Raw genomic sequence first — 16,525 nt, 5'->3', positions numbered from 1 at the left:
GGAAGCGGTCACTATGATCGCTTTCCATGCGACGCGCCGGGCTTGCTCTGATCCTGTGCGCCCTGCTCATCGGCCTGTCCTCGCCCGCCGGGGCGAAGCCGCGCCCGGTGAGCCGGGCCGACCATCTCGCGGCGCAGCTGCGCCGCGATCCCGTCTACGTGACCGACCACGCGCCCCGCGCGCTGACCCCGGACACGGCGGCGCGGATCAGGGCGGCGCTGGGGCGGCTGGGCGTCCCCTACTACGTGGCGGTCACGCCGGAGATCCTGGGCGGCGGCCAGGACTCCGGCGACCTCGTTCCGCTGCTGCGCGACCGGCTGCGCCGTGACGGGCTCTATGTCGTGGTGACCCCGGCGAGTACCGGCGGGGCCGCGCGGCAGTTCGGCGGCGGGCGCGCGTTGCCGGTCGAGGACGCCTGGGCGGCCATGGAGGCCGAGACGGCCTACGACGCGGGCGCCACCGCCCGGATCGAGCGCTTCGTGGAGATCGCCCTGTCCGGCCGCGCGCGGGAGCGCCGCGACAACCCCCGCAAGGCCGCCAAGTCCAGGGTCAGGGCCGCCCTGGACCGGGACGACGCGTCCGAGCGGCGGGCGCGGTGGATCGAGGCCGGGGCGCTGGGCGCCGGAAGCGCGCTCAGCGGCGTCCCCCTGCTGATCATGATGTTCCGCGGCGGGCGTGCACGGAAGGACCGATGACCGTGCGCGGACTCCTCCTGGCGGCGCTGTTCCTGCTGGCTTCCCTGCCCGGTACCGCCTCCGCCGACCCCTTCCCCGAATACGCCAACCGGCGTCTCGACCGCGTCGCGGCCGCGCTGGCCAAGGACCCCCTCTTCGTCGACCCGGACATGACCGAGGCCCTCGACGCCCCCGGCAGGACGCGCGTCCGCCGGGCCGTCGCCGCCGCGTCCCGCCAGATCGGCTGCCCGGTGTACGTCATCGTGCTCCCCAACCCCCGCGACTCCGAGGTCGCGGGCGACGACGAGGGCCTGCTGTTCGCCCTGCGCGCGCGGACCCAGCGCGACGGGCTCTACCTGCTGGTCAACGACCACGCGCGTTTCGAGAAGGCCGGGTTCGGCGTGCCGCGGAACCTCGAATCGATCACGTTGTTCGACCAGGAGGAGCGCACCGCCTCCCCCGCCGACCGCGAACGGCCCTTCCGGGACCTGGCCGACCGCGTGACCGCGCGTCTCGCCCTCTACACCGGGCTGCGCGAGGTGGAACGGCAGAGCCCCGATCCGATCGCGCCTCCCACGCCGTTCGGCGAGGAGAACCGGCTCGAACCCGAGGAGCCCGAGATCGGGGGGCCGCTCGCCCTCGGGGCCCTGCTGGCCGGGCCGGTCGCCGCCGTGGTGATCTTCTTCTCCGTGGCCGTCGTCCGGCGCCGCACCCGCGCCCCCGGCGGCGAGGTCTACGCGAGCGACCACCGTCCGAGCATGCGTTTCCTGCGCCGCACCGGCGCCGGGGAGCTGGCGAGCCTGAGCGCCCTGCTCCCGGAGAACGAGGAGAATCCGGCCCACTCCTACGCGGCGTCCGCCTACGACGTGGCGCGTCTCCTACACGACGAGGCGGGCGAGGACGTCGGCCGCGCGATCGACCTGGTCGGCGCGATCGTGCTGGCCCGTGAGGGACGCCGGGCCCTGGCCGCCAAGGACCCCGCCCCGCGTCCGGCCTGCTTCGTCAACCCGCTGCACGGGCCCGCGCGGCGGCGCAAGCACGTGCGACTGGACGGGGCCAAGGGCAAGGGCACGCCGCGCTCCCTCTGCGACGCCTGCCATGGCATGCCGTCCTCGCAGCTGGCGGGCCGCGTCCTCCAGGTGCCCGGATCGGACGGCCCGCGCCCCCACTACGCGATCCCCGGCGTCTGGCGGGACACCGCCTTCGGGTCGACGCCGAACCTCGTCCCCCGCGTGCAGGAGTACCTCGGTGTCTCGTGATCCGTCCCCCGGCGAGAAGCTGGCCGCCTCACTGCGCCGCTCGCCCTTCTACATCGACCCCTCGCTGGCCTCCGCCGTCCCGGCGGCCGAGCGCGGGCGGCTGATCGCCCGGCTGCGCCGTGCCCCCGTCCCGGTCTATGTCGTCCTGGTGCCGATGGTGAAGGGCGGCGTCTGGACCGACGACGAGCAGCTCGCGACCGTCGTGCACGACCGGCTCGGCCGCGACGGCGTCTTCCTCGGCCTCGGGGACCAGGCCGACACGCTGTCCGCGCGCGAGTGGGGCGGCGACCACCAGGCGCGCGAGGCGGCGTGGGCCGTCAACCTCGACCGGCGGCTGGACGACGCGCCCCTGCCCGTCCGGCTGAACCGGTTCGCCGACCTGCTGCTGTCGGGAACCGGCGCCCAGGAGTACAAGCGCCTGTCCGCCGAGATCAACCGGCGGTGGAAGGAGCGCGAGCGCGGCCGGGCCGGGGCCGAGGACGACGGCGGCTCGGGCCCGCTGCTCGGCGGCGGGGCAGCCGGGCTCGCGGTCGCGGGCGTCGCGGGCCTGGTGCTGTGGCGACGGCGCAGGGCCGCGGCCGTCCGCCGGGCCGAGAGCGGCCTGCGCCTGCCCAGGACGGTGTTCGCCACGGCCCGCCGCGCGGACGAGGACCAGCTGCGCGAGCAGGCGTCCGCCGAAGTGATCGCCTTCGGGGAGCTGCTGGAGGCTACCCCCACCGAGACCCGCGACGAGCGGGCCCTCGCGCTCGTGACCCGCGCCCTGGACGCCTACCAGGCGGCCGGGAAGACCCTCGACGCCGCCTCGGGCGTCCCCGACCTGGCCGGGGTGCTGGTGCTGGTCGACCAGGGACGCGACGCGCTGGCCTCGGCCGTCTCCCTGGCCTCCGGCCGGGGCGAGATCGCGCCCACCCCGCTGTGCTTCTTCGACCCGCTGCACGGCGACGCCCCGGACCGGCTGGACTGGCGTCCGCCCGGCACCCGGCGGGAGCTGCGCGTCCGCGCCTGCCGGGACTGCGCCAGGGCCGTCAGGGCCCGCAGGACCCCCAAGACGCTGCCCGACACGCGCGACGGGCGCGAGGTGCCCTACTTCGAGGCCGACCCGGAGCGCAGCGTCTGGGCCGAGACCGGCTACGGCCAGCTCCGCGACGACCTGGTCGAGCGCGTCCTGCGGGGCGCCCCGCGCGGCCGCTGACCGGCCCCTGCGCTCAGGGGGCCAGCATGTCGGCGGTGAGGTTGGCCTCGGTGCCGGGGACGCCCTGGTCTTCGGCGCGCTTGTCGGCCATCGCCAGCAGACGCCTTATACGGCCCGCGATGGCGTCCTTGGTGAGCGGCGGGTCGGCGAGCTGGCCCAGCTCCTCCAGGGACGCCTGCTTGTGCTCCAGGCGCAGCCGGCCCGCGCTGACCAGGTGCTCGGGGGCGTCGTCGCCCAGGATCTCCAGGGCGCGCCCGACCCGGGCGCCCGCCGCGACGGCCGCGCGGGCCGAGCGGCGCAGGTTGGCGTCGTCGAAGTTGGCCAGGCGGTTGGCGGTGGCGCGGACCTCCCGGCGCATCCGCCGCTCCTCCCAGGCCAGGACGGAGTCGTGGGCGCCGAGCCTGGTCAGCAGCGCGCTGATGGCGTCGCCGTCGCGGACCACGACCCGGTCGACGCCGCGCACCTCGCGGGCCTTGGCATGGATCTTCAGCCGCCGGGCCGCGCCGACCAGGGCCAGGGCGGCCTCGGGGCCGGGGCAGGTCACCTCCAGCGACATCGACCGGCCGGGCTCGGTCAGCGAGCCGTGCGCCAGGAACGCTCCGCGCCAGGCCGACTCGGCGTCGCAGGCCGCCCCCGCGACCACATGGCGGGGCAGGCCCCGCACCGGACGCCCGTTGTTGTCGATCAGCCCGGTCTGCCGGGCCAGCGACTCCCCCTCACGGAACACCCGCACCACGTAGCGGTTGCCCTTGCGCAGGCCGCTCGGGGCGAGCACCACCACGTCGGAGGTGTGGCCGAAGACCTCGGCCACGTCCTTGCGCAGGCGCCGGGCCGCCGATCCGGTGTCGATCTCGGCCTCGATCACGATCCGCCCGCTGACCAGGTGCAGGCCGCCCGCGAAGCGCAGGAGCGTCGACACCTCCGCCTTGCGGCAGCAGGGCTTCAAGATCGTCAGCCTGCTGAGCTCGTCCTTCACCACACCGGTCATCGCCATAGATGAACCCTCTCCCCCCTAATGAACTTCCAGCAGTGTGGCCGATCCCGGCCCGTCCGGACGTCAGTCGCGGAATATCTGTACGAAGGCTTGGGCCAGCCGGGCCGGATCATGACGCGGCGAACCGTCGTCGGCGGCCACGTCGGCCAGCGCGAGCCGGCCGCCGAGATCGGCCACCGCCTTCTCCAGGGCGGGCGGGTCCTCCACCACGCCGCGATCGGCCAGGACGACGTCGACGCGCAGGTCGGGGGCGTGCTCCTGGAGGACCTCCAGGTGGCGCTGCGGCGAGAAGTCGTCGGTCTCGCCGGGCTGCGGGGCCAGGTTCAGGGCCACGACGCGGCGTGCGCGGGTGGCGGTGAGGGCGCGGGCGAGCTCGGGCACCTTCAGGTGCGGCAGGACGCTGGTGAACCAGGACCCGGGCCCGAACACCACCCAGTCGGCGTCGCCGACCGCGTCGAGGGCCTCGGGGCAGGCCGGCGGGTCGGTGGGGACCAGGGAGATCCCCGTCACGGTGCCGGGCGTGCTGGCGCAGGCGACCTGGCCCTTGACTCGGGACACTTCGTCGGGACGGGCGGGGTCGGCGCCCCGGACCTCGGCCACGATGTCCATCGGCACCGAGGCCATCGGCAGGACGCGGCCGTGGGCGCCGAGCAGGCGGCCGACCCAGTCGAGGCCCGCCACCGTGGAGCCCGCGACGCCGTCGGCCTCGCCCAGCAGCTCCCACAGGGCGACGATCAGCAGGTTGCCGACGGCGTGGTCGTGCAGCTCGCCCTGACTGCGGAAGCGGTGCTGCACCACGTCGCGCCAGGTCTGGCCCCACTCGTCGTCGCCGCACAGCGCGGCCAGCGCCATCCGCAGGTCGCCCGGCGGCAGGACGCCGAGCTCCTTGCGCAGCCGGCCGCTGGAACCGCCGTCGTCGGCGACGGTGACCACGGCGCTGAGCCGGTCGGTCACGCGCCGTAGCGCCGACAGCGAGGCGTAGAGGCCGTGGCCCCCACCGAGCGCGACGACTCTGGGGCCGGGAGGGTTCACCGTGCCGTACTCCTCGTCGTGAACCGGGCCGGTGCGGGGGGACGACCCCCCACGCCTCCCGGCGGCCGAATCGGCCGAGACCGGCCCGGCTGGGTCACTCACGTCCGAGGTCGCGGTGGGCGACCTGGACCTCGATGTTCTCGTCGCGCAGCCGGGTGGCGAGTTGTTCCGCCATGGCCACACTACGGTGTTTACCACCGGTACATCCCACGGCGAGCGTGACGTAGTGCTTTCCCTCGCGCTCGTAGCCGTCGGTCAGCAGCCTCAGGACCTCGGTGTAGGCGTCGAGGAACTCCTTGGCGCCGCGCTGCCCCAGGACGTAGTCGCGCACGGCCGTGTCGCGGCCGGTGCGGGGGCGCAGCTCGGGCACCCAGTGGGGGTTGGGCAGGAAGCGGCAGTCGACGACGAGGTCGGCGTCGACCGGCAGCCCGTACTTGTAGCCGAAGGACACCACGGTGGCGCGCAGGCTCGACTCGCCGGTGTCGTTGCCGAAGAAGCTGACGATCTTGGCCCGCAGCTCGTGCACGTTCAGCGCGCTGGTGTCGAGCACCAGGTCGGCCTCGGCCCTGACCTCGCGGACCCGCTCGCGCTCGCGGGCGATGCCGTCGACCACCCGGTCGTCGCCCTGGAGCGGATGCGGGCGCCGGACGCTCTCGAACCTGCGGACCAGGGCCTCGTCGCTGGCCTCCAGGAACACCACCCTCGGGTGGACCCCGCGCGCCTCCAGCTCGGCGATGGAGGAGTGCAGGTCTTCGGTGAAGGCGCGGCTGCGCACGTCGACCACGACCGCGATGCGCGGCACGGCGCCCTTCACCCGGCCGCCCAGGTCGGCCATGGTGGCCAGCAGGCCGGGCGGCAGGTTGTCGACCACGAACCAGTCGAGGTCCTCCAGCGACTTGGCGGCCGTGCTGCGACCGGCCCCGGACATGCCGGTGACGATGACGATGTCCGGAATATGGGTCTCGGTGGTCAACTCGCTTCTCCCCTGTGCTCCCCGTCGGTGCGCCCGCCGGCGCCGTCCCCGTTGCCGTTGCCGCCCCCGCGCGCGGCGGGCCCCGGCCCGCCGTGCAGGGCCGCGGCGATGGACTCGGCACTGCGCGCGCCGATCCCCGGAACCTCGGCGATCTGCGCGGGCGTCGCCTCTTTCAAGCGCTTGAGCGACCCGAAATGTTTCAGCAGGGCCGCCCGGCGCGAGGGCCCCAGCCCCGGAACGTTATCGAGTTCGCTGACCGTCATGGTCTTGGAACGCTTCTGCCGGTGGAAATTGATGGCGAACCGATGCGCCTCGTCGCGGACGCGCTGCACCAGGTACATGCCCTCGCTGTTGCGCGGCAGGATCACCGGGTCGTCGTCGCCGGGGAGCCACAGCTCCTCAAGCCGCTTGGCGATGCCGCAGACCGCGATGTCGTCGACGCCCAGCTCGGCCAGGGCGGCCCGCGCGGCCGCGACCTGCGGCGCGCCGCCGTCGACGATCACCAGGTTGGGCGGGTAGGCGAACTTTCTGGGACGGCCGGTCTCGGGATCGATCGGCTGGTGCGCGGACGGGTCGAGCTCGTCGTCACCCGTCTCGCCCGCCATCGTCTCCAGCTCGCCGTGCTTCTCGCTCTCGGCGAGATAGCGGCGGAAGCGCCGGGTGATCACCTCGTGGATGGAGCGGACGTCGTCCTGCCCCTCGACCGCCCTGATCGTGAACCGCCGGTACTCGCTCTTGCGGGCCAGGCCGTCCTCGAACACGACCATGGACGCCACCACGTTGGTGCCCTGGAGGTTGGAGACGTCGTAGCACTCGATCCGCAGCGGCGCCTCGTCGAGTTCGAGGGCCTCCTGGATCTCGCGCAGCGCCAGGCTGCGGGTGGTCAGGTCGCTGGCGCGGCGCGTCTTGTGCTGTTTGAGCGCCTCCATCGCGTTGCGGGCGACGGTCTCCAGCAGCGTCTTCTTGTCGCCGCGCTGGGGCACCCGCAGCCGGACGGGCCCGCCCCGCAGCTCGGTCAGCAGCTCGGTCATCGCCTCGACCTCGGGCGGCAGCGCGGGCACCAGGACCTCGCGGGGCACCGCGTCGCTCTCGCTGTAGGTCTGGATGAGGAAGTGCTCGACCAGGTCGGCGGTGGTGACCGCCTCGACCTTGTCGACCACCCAGCCGCGCTGGCCGCGGATGCGGCCGCCGCGGACGTAGAAGACCTGGACGGCGGCCTCCAGCTCGTCCTCCGCGAAGGCGATCATGTCGCAGTCGGTGGAGTCGGCGAACACGACCGTCTGCTTCTCCAGCGCGCGTTCGAGGGCGCGGATGTCGTCGCGCAGGCGGGCCGCGCGCTCGTACTCCTGCCCGGCGGCGGCCGAGCGCATCTCGCGTTCGAGCCGCCGGGTGAAGCGGCCGGTGTCGCCCGCCATGAAGTCGCAGAAGTCCTCGGCCAGGAGCCGGTGCTCTTCGGGACTGACGCGGCCGACGCAGGGCGCCGAGCACTTGTCGATGTAGCCGAGCAGGCAGGGCCGGTCGAGCTGGTGCTGCCGCTTGAACACCCCGGGACGGCAGGTGCGGACCGGGAAGACCCGCAGCAGCTGGTCGACCGTCTCGCGGATCGCCCAGGCATGGGAGTACGGGCCGAAGTAGCGGACACCCTTGCGTTTGGCACCGCGCATGACCATCACCCTCGGGAACTCTTCGTCGAGGGTGACCGCCAGATAGGGATAGGACTTGTCGTCGCGGTAACGCACGTTGAACCGCGGGTCGAACTCCTTGATCCAGGAGTACTCCAGCTGGAGCGCCTCGACCTCGGTGCCGACCATCGTCCAGTCGACCCGGGCGGCCGTCTGGAGCATCGTCTGGGTGCGCGGGTGCAGGCCCGCGAAGTCGGCGAAGTAGGAGTTCAGCCGCGAGCGCAGGCTCTTGGCCTTGCCGACGTAGATGACCCGGCCGTGCTCGTCGCGGAATCGGTACACCCCGGGTGTCTCGGGAATCGAGCCCGGGGAGGGTCTGTAGGTCGCCGGATCTGCCACGTCCGAAAGCGTAGTAGGCGCCGCCGACATCCCGCGCGCCCGCCGGTCCCGCGTAAACCGCCCGATCGTGGGAAGGCCGGAGGGCTGGGCGACGAGTGAGACTCCGGAGACAAGGAGGGACGACGCGCGATGACGGCGTTCTGGGCCTGGATGGTGCTGGCGATCTCTGTCGCCACGTCAGTGACGGTGGTGGAGATCGTGCGGCGGCTGCTGGCCGGTCCCCTGTGGGAGAAGTGGCCGGGGGCCGGGACGGCCGCGCGGCGCTGTGCGGCTCCCGCGTTCGCGCTGGCGGCGGTGGTGAGCGCCAACGCGGCGATGCCGTTCGGGTACCTGGACGGGGGCGCCGACGGCGCGGTGCGGCACGGGCTGCGCATCGCGGTGATCGGCGCGACGACCTGGCTGGTGCTGCGGATCGCGTACGCGCTGACCGATCCGGCCCTGGACCGGCTGACGCGGGTGGCGGGCGAGCGCAACCGCCGGGCGCGCCGGGCCCGGACGCAGATGCTGCTGCTGCGGCGCATCGCGGCGATGGTGGTGGTCGTGGTGGCCGTGGGCGCGGTGCTGTTCACGTTCCCGGCCGTGCGCGCGCTGGGCGCCGGGGTCCTGGCGTCCGCGGGCGTGGCGGGGCTGGTCGTGGGCATCGCGGCCCGTCCGACGCTGGGCAACCTGTTCGCGGGGCTTCAGCTGGCGTTCAGCGACGCGCTGCGCCTGGACGACGTGGTGGTCGTCGAGGGCCAGTGGGGCCGGGTCGAGGAGCTGACGCTGTCGTACGTGGCGGTGCGGCTGTGGGACGACCGGCGCCTGATCCTGCCGGTGTCGCGCTTCACCGAGGAGCCCTTCGAGAACTGGACGCGCCACAGCAGCCGCGTGATCGGCTCGGCCGACCTGCACCTGGACTGGTCGGTTCCGGTCGAGGAGCTGCGGTCGGAGCTGCACGCGATGCTGAAGGAGCATCCGCTGTGGGACGCCAAGGAGTGGTACCTCCAGGTGACCGAGGTGCTGCCGAACGGCCTGGTGCAGGTGCGGGCCATGATGAGCGCGGCCGACTCGGCGAGCGCGTGGGACCTGCGCTGCGACGTCCGCGAGCATCTGGTCGCCTACGTCCGCGAGCGGTACCCCGAGTCGCTTCCGCGCGTGCGGGCCGACCTGACGTCCCCCGCCGGGGCGGGCGAGGGCGGCTCGCCCGTCCCCGCCGGCGGCCGCACCGCTGGACCGGCCGCCGGGGGGAAGGACCTCAGGCGAGCGTGATCGAGCCGCCCTGGACGGTGATCTTCTTCTCGGCCAGCGGCTCGGTGGCGGGCGGGTTCGCCACCGACCCGTCGGAGATCTTGAACTCGCTGCCGTGGCACTTGCACTTGATGGTGTCGCCCGAGATCTGGGAGACGGGGCAGCCCTTGTGCGTGCAGGTGGCGTCGTAGGCCTTGAACTGGCCCGCCGCGGGCTGGACGACGACGACCTTCTCCTTCTTGAAGATCTTGCCTCCGCCGACCGGGATGTCGGCCGTCTTGGCCAGCACGGCTCCTCCGGCCCCGTTGCCCGAGCTCTGGGTGGGGGTCTGCCCGGAGCCCGCGTCGCCCGAGGAGTCGTCCTTCCCGTCGTCGCCGCCGCACGCGGCCGCCAGCCCGGCGACGCCCACGGCGCCGACCCCGAGCAGGACCTTGCGCCGGGTCTCGCCCGGCCCGCCGCCCGTCTGCGGTCCGGTGCCGTCGGTCAGCGGTTCGGGAGCCTGTGCCATGGGTTCGTCCTCCATCGTCGCGGGGTACTGTCACGCGGTTCTCCACCGTCACAGGGGAGCACGTAATCGCGCCGTTGAAGGTTCAATCCGCTCCCCCGCGACCATGATCGCGACCGCCGGTCCGTCAGCGGGTCATTTCGGCAGCCACGCCTTCCACTTGGCCTCGTTGTCGGCGACCCACTTCTTGGCCGCCCGGTCGGCGGTCATCCCGTCGTTGGCGATGTACCCCGCCACGGTGTTCTGATCGGCCTCGGTCCACCGGAAGTTCTTGACCAGCTGGTACGCCTTGCCGCCCTTGTCGGCGAAGCGCTTGCTGACGATCTTGTCGAGGTCGTAGGGCGGGTAGTCGCAGGCGACCTTCTTGGGGTCGGTGTCGCAGCCGGGCGTGTACTTGGGCAGGTTCACCTTGGCGAACTTGGCCTTGAGGTGCAGCACGTGCGGCTTCCAGAAGTAGAACAGCAGCGCCTTCTGCTGGTTCTCGGCCTGCACCGCCGACTTCACCAGCGCCGCCTCGCTGCCGCCCTCGACCACCTGGTAGTCGAGCTTGAGGTTCTTGACCAGCGCCTTGTCGTTGGTGACGAACGACGGGTCGCCGTCGAGCACCTGCCCCTTGCCGCCGGACTCGGAGGTCTTGAACAGGCTCGCGTACTTGTTCAGGTTCCTGGAGTCGGTGATGTCGGGGTACTTCTTGGCCATCCACTCGGGGACGTACCAGCCGATCTCCCCCTTGACGCCGGTGGAGCCCGCCGAGACCGCGACCTTCTTCTCCTCGAGGTACTTCTTCTTCAGCGACTCGTGGCCCCAGTTCTCCACGATCGCGTCGACCTCGCCGGACTCGAAGCCCTGCCAGGCGACCTCCTCCTTGAGGTTCTTCTTCTCGACCTTGTAGCCGAGCTCCTTCTCCAGCACGGCGGCGATGACGGCGGCGTTGGCCTCGTAGCCCGTCCACGGGTTGATGGCGAGCCGCACCGTCCCGCCCGAGCCCGTGCCGCCCTTGCCATCGCTGGTCTTGGCTCCGCCGCAGCCGGCGAGCCCCAGGGAGACGAGCGCGAACCCCGCCGCGATCGCGCCGCCGGTCCTACTGATCCTCATGTGGTTCCTCTCGGGTGGACGGTCAGCCGGCCGCATGCCGGGACGCCTGGTTGTCCTGCCTGTGCCTCGTGTGGGGGGACGACCCCCCACGCCCCCCGGCGGCTTGCGCCGTCCTGCCCGCGCCCTGCGTGAGCCGGTCGAGCATGACGCCGAGCAGGACGATCGCGATGCCCGCCGCCAGGCCGAGCCCGAAGTCCTCGGTCTGGGAGAAGCCGGTCACCACGTCGAAGCCGAGCCCGCCCGCCCCGACCATGCCGCCGACCACGACCATCGCCAGCACCATGACGATGCCCTGGTTGGCGGCCAGCAGCAGGCCGCGCCTGGCCATCGGGAGCCGCACCTTCCACAGCAGCTGGCGGCGGGTCGAGCCGGACGCGGTTGCCGCCTCGACCACCGTCGCCGGGACGCCGCGCAGGCCGTCCTCCACCAGCCGGACGACCGGCGGCACCGCGTAGATGACCGCGGCCGCGATGGCGGTGAAGCGGGACGCGCCGAACAGCGCGATGGCGGGCACGAGGTAGACGAAAGACGGGAGCGTCTGCGCGGCGTCCAGCACCGGGCGCAGGCCCGCCGAGAACCAGCGGGACCTGGCGGCGCCCACGCCGAGCGCGATGCCGACCGCCAGCGTGAGCAGAGCCGCCGCGACGACGGAGGTGAGCGTCTTCATGCTGTGCTGCCACAGCCCCAGCGCGGCGATCGCGGCCAGGCACGCCCCGGCGGTGACCGCCGCGCGGGTGCCGCACAGCCGCAGCCCGGCCAGCACGACCGCGATGACCACCAGCCACCAGGGCGCCTCGGTCAGCACCTTCTCGGCCGGGTTGAGCAGGCCGTAGGTGACGGCGTCCTTGATCGCTCCGGTGAGCCAGGACAGGTTGTCCTCGATCCAGCCGGTCAGCTCGTTGACGGGCTTGGTGAAGGTGAAGTTCAGCGACTCGGGGAAGTCCCGCGGCAGCGTCCGGCCGAGGACGGCGCCCGCCAGCGCCACGGCGGCGGCCCCGGCGAGCTCGGCGCGGCGGCGCGCCGACGACACCGCCGCCCGGCCCCGCCCCCGGCCGCCCGCGCCCCGGGTCAGCCGGTCGAGCACGATCGCCAGGATGACGATCGCCAGGCCCGCGTCGAAGGCCGCGCCCACGTTCTGGTGCTGGAGGCCGTCCAGGATCGTCACGCCGAGCCCGGGGGCGCCGATCAGCGCGGTGATGACCACCATCGCCAGCGCCATCATGATCGTCTGGTTGACGGCCAGCATGATCGTGGAGACGGCCATCGGCAGCTGCACCGCGCGCAGCGTCTGCAGGCGGGTCGCGCCCAGCGACTCCGACGCCTCGACGCTGGCGGGCGCCACCCGGCGGATGCCCAGCGCGGTGATCCTGATCGCGGGCGGCACCGCGTAGATCAGCGTCGTCACGGTGGCCGAGGGGGCGCCGATGCCGAACACCAGCGCCATCGGGGCCAGGTAGGCGAACGCGGGCATGATCTGCATGGCGTCCAGCACCGGGTCCAGCAGCCGCCGCAGCCGGTCGGCGCGCCCGGCCGCGATGCCCAGCGGCAGCCCGACGACCAGCGCGATCAGCACCGCCGCGACCGTCAGCGCCAGCGTCTCGGCGCCGTCCTCCCACAGCCCCAGGACGCCGATGGCCAGGAACCCGGCCGCGCCCACGAGCCCGGTGCGCCACCCCGAGGCGGCCCAGCCGGTCGCCCCGGCCGCGCCGACCACGCCGGGCCAGCCGAGGAACTCCACGATCGAGGTCAGGGCGTCGACGAGATGGCCGATGCCGATGCTGACGTAGTTCAGCAGGTACAGGAAGACCGGATGGGTGTTCTTGTTGTCCTGGACCCAGTCGCGCGCGTCGTTGAGCGTGTGGAACAGGCCGATGTCGTCGTCGTGCGGCAGCACCGAGCGGCCCCGGAAGACCAGGAACAGCACGGCCAGGACGGCGGCCGCGCCCGCGTACAGGGCCCACGACGGGAGCGGCGCGCGCCGCCGCACGGCGGTGGCGGGCGCGCTCACCGCTCCCCGCCCGCCGCGATCACCGAGATGACCGCGGCGCGGTCGACGACGCCGACCAGCTCGCCGTCCTCCACCACGCGCAGCGGGTTCTCGTCGCTCAGGCTGGCGCGCAGCGCGTCCCGCACGAGCGTGGTGCCGGGCAGCTCGGCGCCCGCGCCGCCCTCGCCGGGCCCGGCGGGCCTGGCCAGGTACCGCAGCGTCAGCACGCCCGCCTTGGGGACGTCGCGGACGAAGTCGGCCACGTAGTCGTCGGCGGGCGAGCCGACCAGGTCCTCGGGCCGCCCGGTCTGGACGATCTCGCCGTCGCGCATCAGCGCGATGCGGTCGCCGAGCTTGAGCGCCTCGGCCAGGTCGTGGGTGATGAACACCAGCGTCTTGCCGACCTCGTGGTGCAGCCGGATGACCTCGTTCTGCATGTCGCGGCGGATCAGCGGGTCCAGCGCGCTGAACGGCTCGTCGAAGAACAGGACCGCCGGGTCGACGGCGAGCGCGCGGGCCAGCCCGACGCGCTGCTGCATCCCGCCCGAGAGCTGGTCGGGGTAGGAGGCGTCGTGGCCGTCGAGCCCGACCAGCGCGAGGATCTCGCGGGCCCGCGCGTGCCGCTCGGCCCGGCCCACGCCCTGGATCTCCAGGCCGTAGGCGACGTTGTCGATGACCTGCCGGTGCGGCAGCAGGCCGAAGTGCTGGAACACCATGGCGACCTTGTGCCGCCGGATCTCGCGCAGGCGCCGCGGACCGGCCGCGCCGACGTCCTCGCCGTCCAGGACGACGCGTCCCGCCGTCGGCTCGATCAGCCGGGACATGCACCGGATCAGCGTCGACTTGCCGCTGCCGGACAGGCCCATCACCACGAACACCTCGCCGGGCGCGACGTCGAACCCGACGTCGCGGACGGCCGCCGTCATACCGGTCTTCTCGCGCAGCTCCTCGCGGGGCAGCCGGGCGTCGGGCGAGTCCATGAGGTCCCGGACGCGCTTCTCCCGAGCACCGAAGACCTTCCAGAGCCCCCGGACGGAGATCATCGGGTCGCCCGGCGCGTCCGGACCGGCGCCGGAGTGTCCGACGAGCTGTTTCTCGGGATCGGCGGTGGTCATGTCGCACTCCTGGGCTCTGCGGGAATCGGCCGGGGAAGGGTGGCTCAGCCCCCGAACCAGCGCTGCGGCGCGGGGCGCACGTTCTGCCACACGTGCTTGGTCTCCTGGTACTCGGCGAGTCCGGCGAGACCCAGCTCGCGGCCGACGCCGGACTGCTTGTAGCCGCCCCACTCGGCCTGCGGGACGTAGGGATGGAAGTCGTTGATCCAGATCGTGCCGTGGCGCAGGCGCCCGGCGACGCGCTGGGCCCGGCCCGCGTCGCTCGTCCAGACGGCCCCGGCCAGCCCGTAGACGGTGTCGTTGGCGAGGCGGACGGCCTCGTCCTCCCCGGTGAAGGTCTCCACCGTCAGCACGGGGCCGAACGACTCGTCCTGGACGGCGCGCATCCCGGTGTGGCAGCGGTCGAGGATGGTGGGCCGGTAGTAGTGACCCTTGGCCAGATCGGGCTCGTCGGGCCTGCGGCCTCCGCAGCGCAGCTCGGCGCCCTCGTCCAGCCCGGCCTGGACGTACGCCTCCACCTTGGCCAGGTGCTCGGCGGAGATGAGCGGGCCGGTCTCGGCGCGCTCGTCGAACGGGCCGCCGAGGCGGATGCGGTCGGCGCGCGCCGCCAGCTCGGCGACGAACGCCTCGTGCAGCGGTTCCTCGACCAGCAGCCGCGCGCCCGCGGAGCAGACCTGGCCCGAGTGCAGGAAGACGGCGGTGAGCGCCATGTCGAGGGCGGCCTCGACATCGGCGTCGGCGAAGACGATGTTGGGGTTCTTGCCGCCCAGCTCCAGCGCGACCTTCTTCACCGTCCCGGCGGCGGACGCCATGATCGCGCGGCCGGTGGCCAGCCCCCCGGTGAAGGAGACCAGGTCGACGGCCGGATGCTCGGTGAGCGGCGCCCCGGCCCGGGGCCCGGCGCCGAGCACGAGGTTGGCCACGCCCGCGGGCAGGCCCGCCTCCTCCAGCAGTTTGATCAGCAGGATCGCGGTGGACGGCGTCAGCTCGCTCGGCTTGAGGACGAAGGTGTTGCCCGCGGCCAGCGCGGGGGCGACCTTCCACGACGTCTGGAGCAGCGGGTAGTTCCACGGCGTGATGAGCGCGCACACGCCCACGGGCTCGTGGACGACGCGGCTCACCACGTCGGGGTTGCCGGTGTCGACGACGCGTCCCGCCCCGGTCCCGGCGATGCCGCCGTAGTAGCGGAAGACGCCGATCACGTCGTCGACGTCGTACTCGCTCTCGACCAGCCGCTTGCCGGTGTCGAGCGACTCGGCGCGGGCGACGGCGGCCTTGTCGCGTTCCAACAGGGCGGCCACCCGCAGCAGCAGGTCGCCGCGCTCCTTGGCGGGCGTGCCGGGCCAGGCGCCCCGGTCGAACGCGCGGCGCGCCGCGAGCGCGGCCTCGGCGGCGTCGTGCCCGGCGGCCTCGTCCACGGTGGCGACACGGCTCCCGTCGGCGGGGCAGAGCACCTCCCGCCGCGCGCCGTCGCGGGAACCGACCCACCTGCCGTCGATGTGGAGATCCGGCACGTCGCCCTTCCGTTTCGTCTGTTCCGTTTCACCCAACGAGTTGCTTATCTTGCAACAGACGTCGGCCTCAATCTAAACGGATGGCAAACCGAACACCGTCATGATCGATCGACGCACTGTCACGATCATGAGCAACGATAGCGCCCCCACCTGCGGAGATAACGATCGCCCTACAAAGGCGTCAGGAGGCGGCGGTGAAGCCCAGGCGCTCGGAGATCCGCGCGGCGGCCTCGCGGACGGCGGCGGCCACGGCCGGGATCCGCTCGCCGGTGAGCCGGAACGTCGGGCCCGAAACGCTGACGGTCGCCACGACCTCACCCCGGCGGTCCATGATCGGGGCGGCGACCGCGCTCAGCCCGAACTCCAGCTCGTCGACCGAGGTCGCGTAGCCGCGCTCGCGCACCCGCTCCAGCTCGCGCGCCAGCTCCCGGCGCCCGGTGATCGTCCGGTCGGTGAACCGCTCGCGGCGCTCGGCCAGCCGTTCGGCCAGCAGCTCGGGTGGGAGGTGGGCCAGCATGACCTTGCCGTTGGACGTCGCGTGCGCGGGCAGCCGCCGTCCGACCCAGTTGCGCGGCTGGAGCACCGAGCTGCCCGCCACCTGGTCGACGTAGACCTGCTCGCCGCCCGACAGCGTGGTGAGGTTGACGGTCTCGCCGACCTCCCCGGCCAGCCGCTCGCAGATCGCGCGGCCCTCGCGCACCACGTCGAGCCGCGCCGCCGCCGACCCGGCCAGGCGCAGCAGCCCGACGCCGAGGCGGTACTTGCCGCGCAGCGAGTCCTGGACGACCAGCTCGCGCCCCTCCAGCGCCGAGACCAGCCGGAACGCCGTCGACTTGTGCACGCCGAGCTCGGCGGCCAGCTGCGTCACGCCCGCCTCGCCGTCGCGGGCGAGGATCTCCAGCACGGTCACGGCGCGGTCGACCGACTGCACGGTCAC

General features: G+C 73.3%; 14 protein-coding genes. 4 read left to right on the top strand and 10 right to left on the bottom strand.

The window, feature by feature from the left end; translation table 11 throughout:
- Positions 1-26 precede the first annotated feature (26 nt).
- The 3 genes from ACQPY4_RS18885 to ACQPY4_RS18875 are packed head-to-tail and all read left to right on the top strand — an operon-like array spanning position 27 to position 3,125.
- Positions 27-695: a hypothetical protein gene (locus tag ACQPY4_RS18885; RefSeq protein ID WP_433338101.1), complete on the top strand. Its 669-nt coding sequence runs from the start codon at positions 27-29 to the stop codon at positions 693-695.
- Positions 692-1,933 carry a hypothetical protein gene (locus ACQPY4_RS18880; RefSeq protein ID WP_433338099.1) on the top strand — a complete coding sequence of 414 codons (1,242 nt, stop codon included), beginning with the start codon at positions 692-694 and terminating at the stop codon, positions 1,931-1,933. The genes ACQPY4_RS18885 and ACQPY4_RS18880 overlap by 4 nt, the downstream gene beginning before the upstream one ends.
- Positions 1,923-3,125 carry a hypothetical protein gene (locus ACQPY4_RS18875; RefSeq protein WP_433338097.1) on the top strand — a complete coding sequence of 401 codons (1,203 nt, stop codon included), beginning with the start codon at positions 1,923-1,925 and terminating at the stop codon, positions 3,123-3,125. The genes ACQPY4_RS18880 and ACQPY4_RS18875 overlap by 11 nt, the downstream gene beginning before the upstream one ends.
- 13 nt (positions 3,126-3,138) lie before the next feature.
- Here the strand turns inward: ACQPY4_RS18875 and whiA are convergent, their stop codons facing one another.
- The 4 genes from whiA to uvrC form a co-directional block, all read right to left on the bottom strand.
- Positions 3,139-4,119, bottom strand: a complete 981-nt coding sequence (whiA, locus tag ACQPY4_RS18870; protein WP_433338095.1) for a DNA-binding protein WhiA — start codon at positions 4,117-4,119, stop codon at positions 3,139-3,141.
- 63 nt (positions 4,120-4,182) lie between these two features.
- A complete protein-coding gene (locus tag ACQPY4_RS18865) occupies positions 4,183-5,151 on the bottom strand; it encodes a gluconeogenesis factor YvcK family protein (protein WP_433338093.1) in 969 nt (322 codons plus the stop codon).
- Between the two features lie 94 nt (positions 5,152-5,245).
- Entirely contained in the window at positions 5,246-6,124 is an 879-nt protein-coding gene (gene rapZ / locus ACQPY4_RS18860; protein WP_433338091.1) for an RNase adapter RapZ, read from the bottom strand.
- Positions 6,121-8,175 (bottom strand): excinuclease ABC subunit UvrC, encoded by a 2,055-nt coding sequence (gene uvrC, locus ACQPY4_RS18855; RefSeq protein ID WP_433338089.1) that lies wholly within the window; start codon positions 8,173-8,175, stop codon positions 6,121-6,123. The genes rapZ and uvrC overlap by 4 nt, the downstream gene beginning before the upstream one ends.
- A gap of 99 nt (positions 8,176-8,274) precedes the next feature.
- Between uvrC and ACQPY4_RS18850 the strand changes: the two genes are divergently transcribed.
- A complete protein-coding gene (locus tag ACQPY4_RS18850; RefSeq protein WP_433338087.1) occupies positions 8,275-9,393 on the top strand; it encodes a mechanosensitive ion channel family protein in 1,119 nt (372 codons plus the stop codon).
- On the opposite strand, the gene ACQPY4_RS18845 is transcribed toward ACQPY4_RS18850, so the two are convergent.
- The 6 genes from ACQPY4_RS18845 to ACQPY4_RS18820 all read right to left on the bottom strand — a co-directional run bounded on the left by ACQPY4_RS18845 (position 9,380) and on the right by ACQPY4_RS18820 (position 16,525).
- Positions 9,380-9,880 carry a Rieske (2Fe-2S) protein gene (locus ACQPY4_RS18845; protein WP_433338085.1) on the bottom strand — a complete coding sequence of 167 codons (501 nt, stop codon included), beginning with the start codon at positions 9,878-9,880 and terminating at the stop codon, positions 9,380-9,382. The genes ACQPY4_RS18850 and ACQPY4_RS18845 overlap by 14 nt on opposite strands.
- Before the next feature lie 132 nt (positions 9,881-10,012).
- A complete protein-coding gene (locus tag ACQPY4_RS18840) occupies positions 10,013-10,972 on the bottom strand; it encodes an ABC transporter substrate-binding protein (protein ID WP_433338083.1) in 960 nt (319 codons plus the stop codon).
- 22 nt (positions 10,973-10,994) lie between these two features.
- On the bottom strand, positions 10,995-12,980 hold the full coding sequence (locus tag ACQPY4_RS18835) for an ABC transporter permease (RefSeq protein ID WP_433338081.1): 1,986 nt from the start codon (positions 12,978-12,980) through the stop codon (positions 10,995-10,997).
- Entirely contained in the window at positions 12,977-14,074 is a 1,098-nt protein-coding gene (locus ACQPY4_RS18830; protein ID WP_433338079.1) for a quaternary amine ABC transporter ATP-binding protein, read from the bottom strand. Before ACQPY4_RS18830 ends, ACQPY4_RS18835 begins: the two co-directional genes overlap by 4 nt.
- A 44-nt stretch (positions 14,075-14,118) precedes the next feature.
- Positions 14,119-15,588 carry an aldehyde dehydrogenase family protein gene (locus ACQPY4_RS18825; RefSeq protein WP_433338077.1) on the bottom strand — a complete coding sequence of 490 codons (1,470 nt, stop codon included), beginning with the start codon at positions 15,586-15,588 and terminating at the stop codon, positions 14,119-14,121.
- Between the two features lie 181 nt (positions 15,589-15,769).
- A complete protein-coding gene (locus ACQPY4_RS18820; protein WP_433338075.1) occupies positions 15,770-16,525 on the bottom strand; it encodes an IclR family transcriptional regulator in 756 nt (251 codons plus the stop codon).

Origin of the sequence: Spirillospora sp. CA-294931, from assembly GCF_050946795.1 — a bacterium.
GTDB lineage: Bacteria > Actinomycetota > Actinomycetes > Streptosporangiales > Streptosporangiaceae > Spirillospora.
This window is presented reverse-complemented; position numbering and strand designations above follow the sequence as displayed.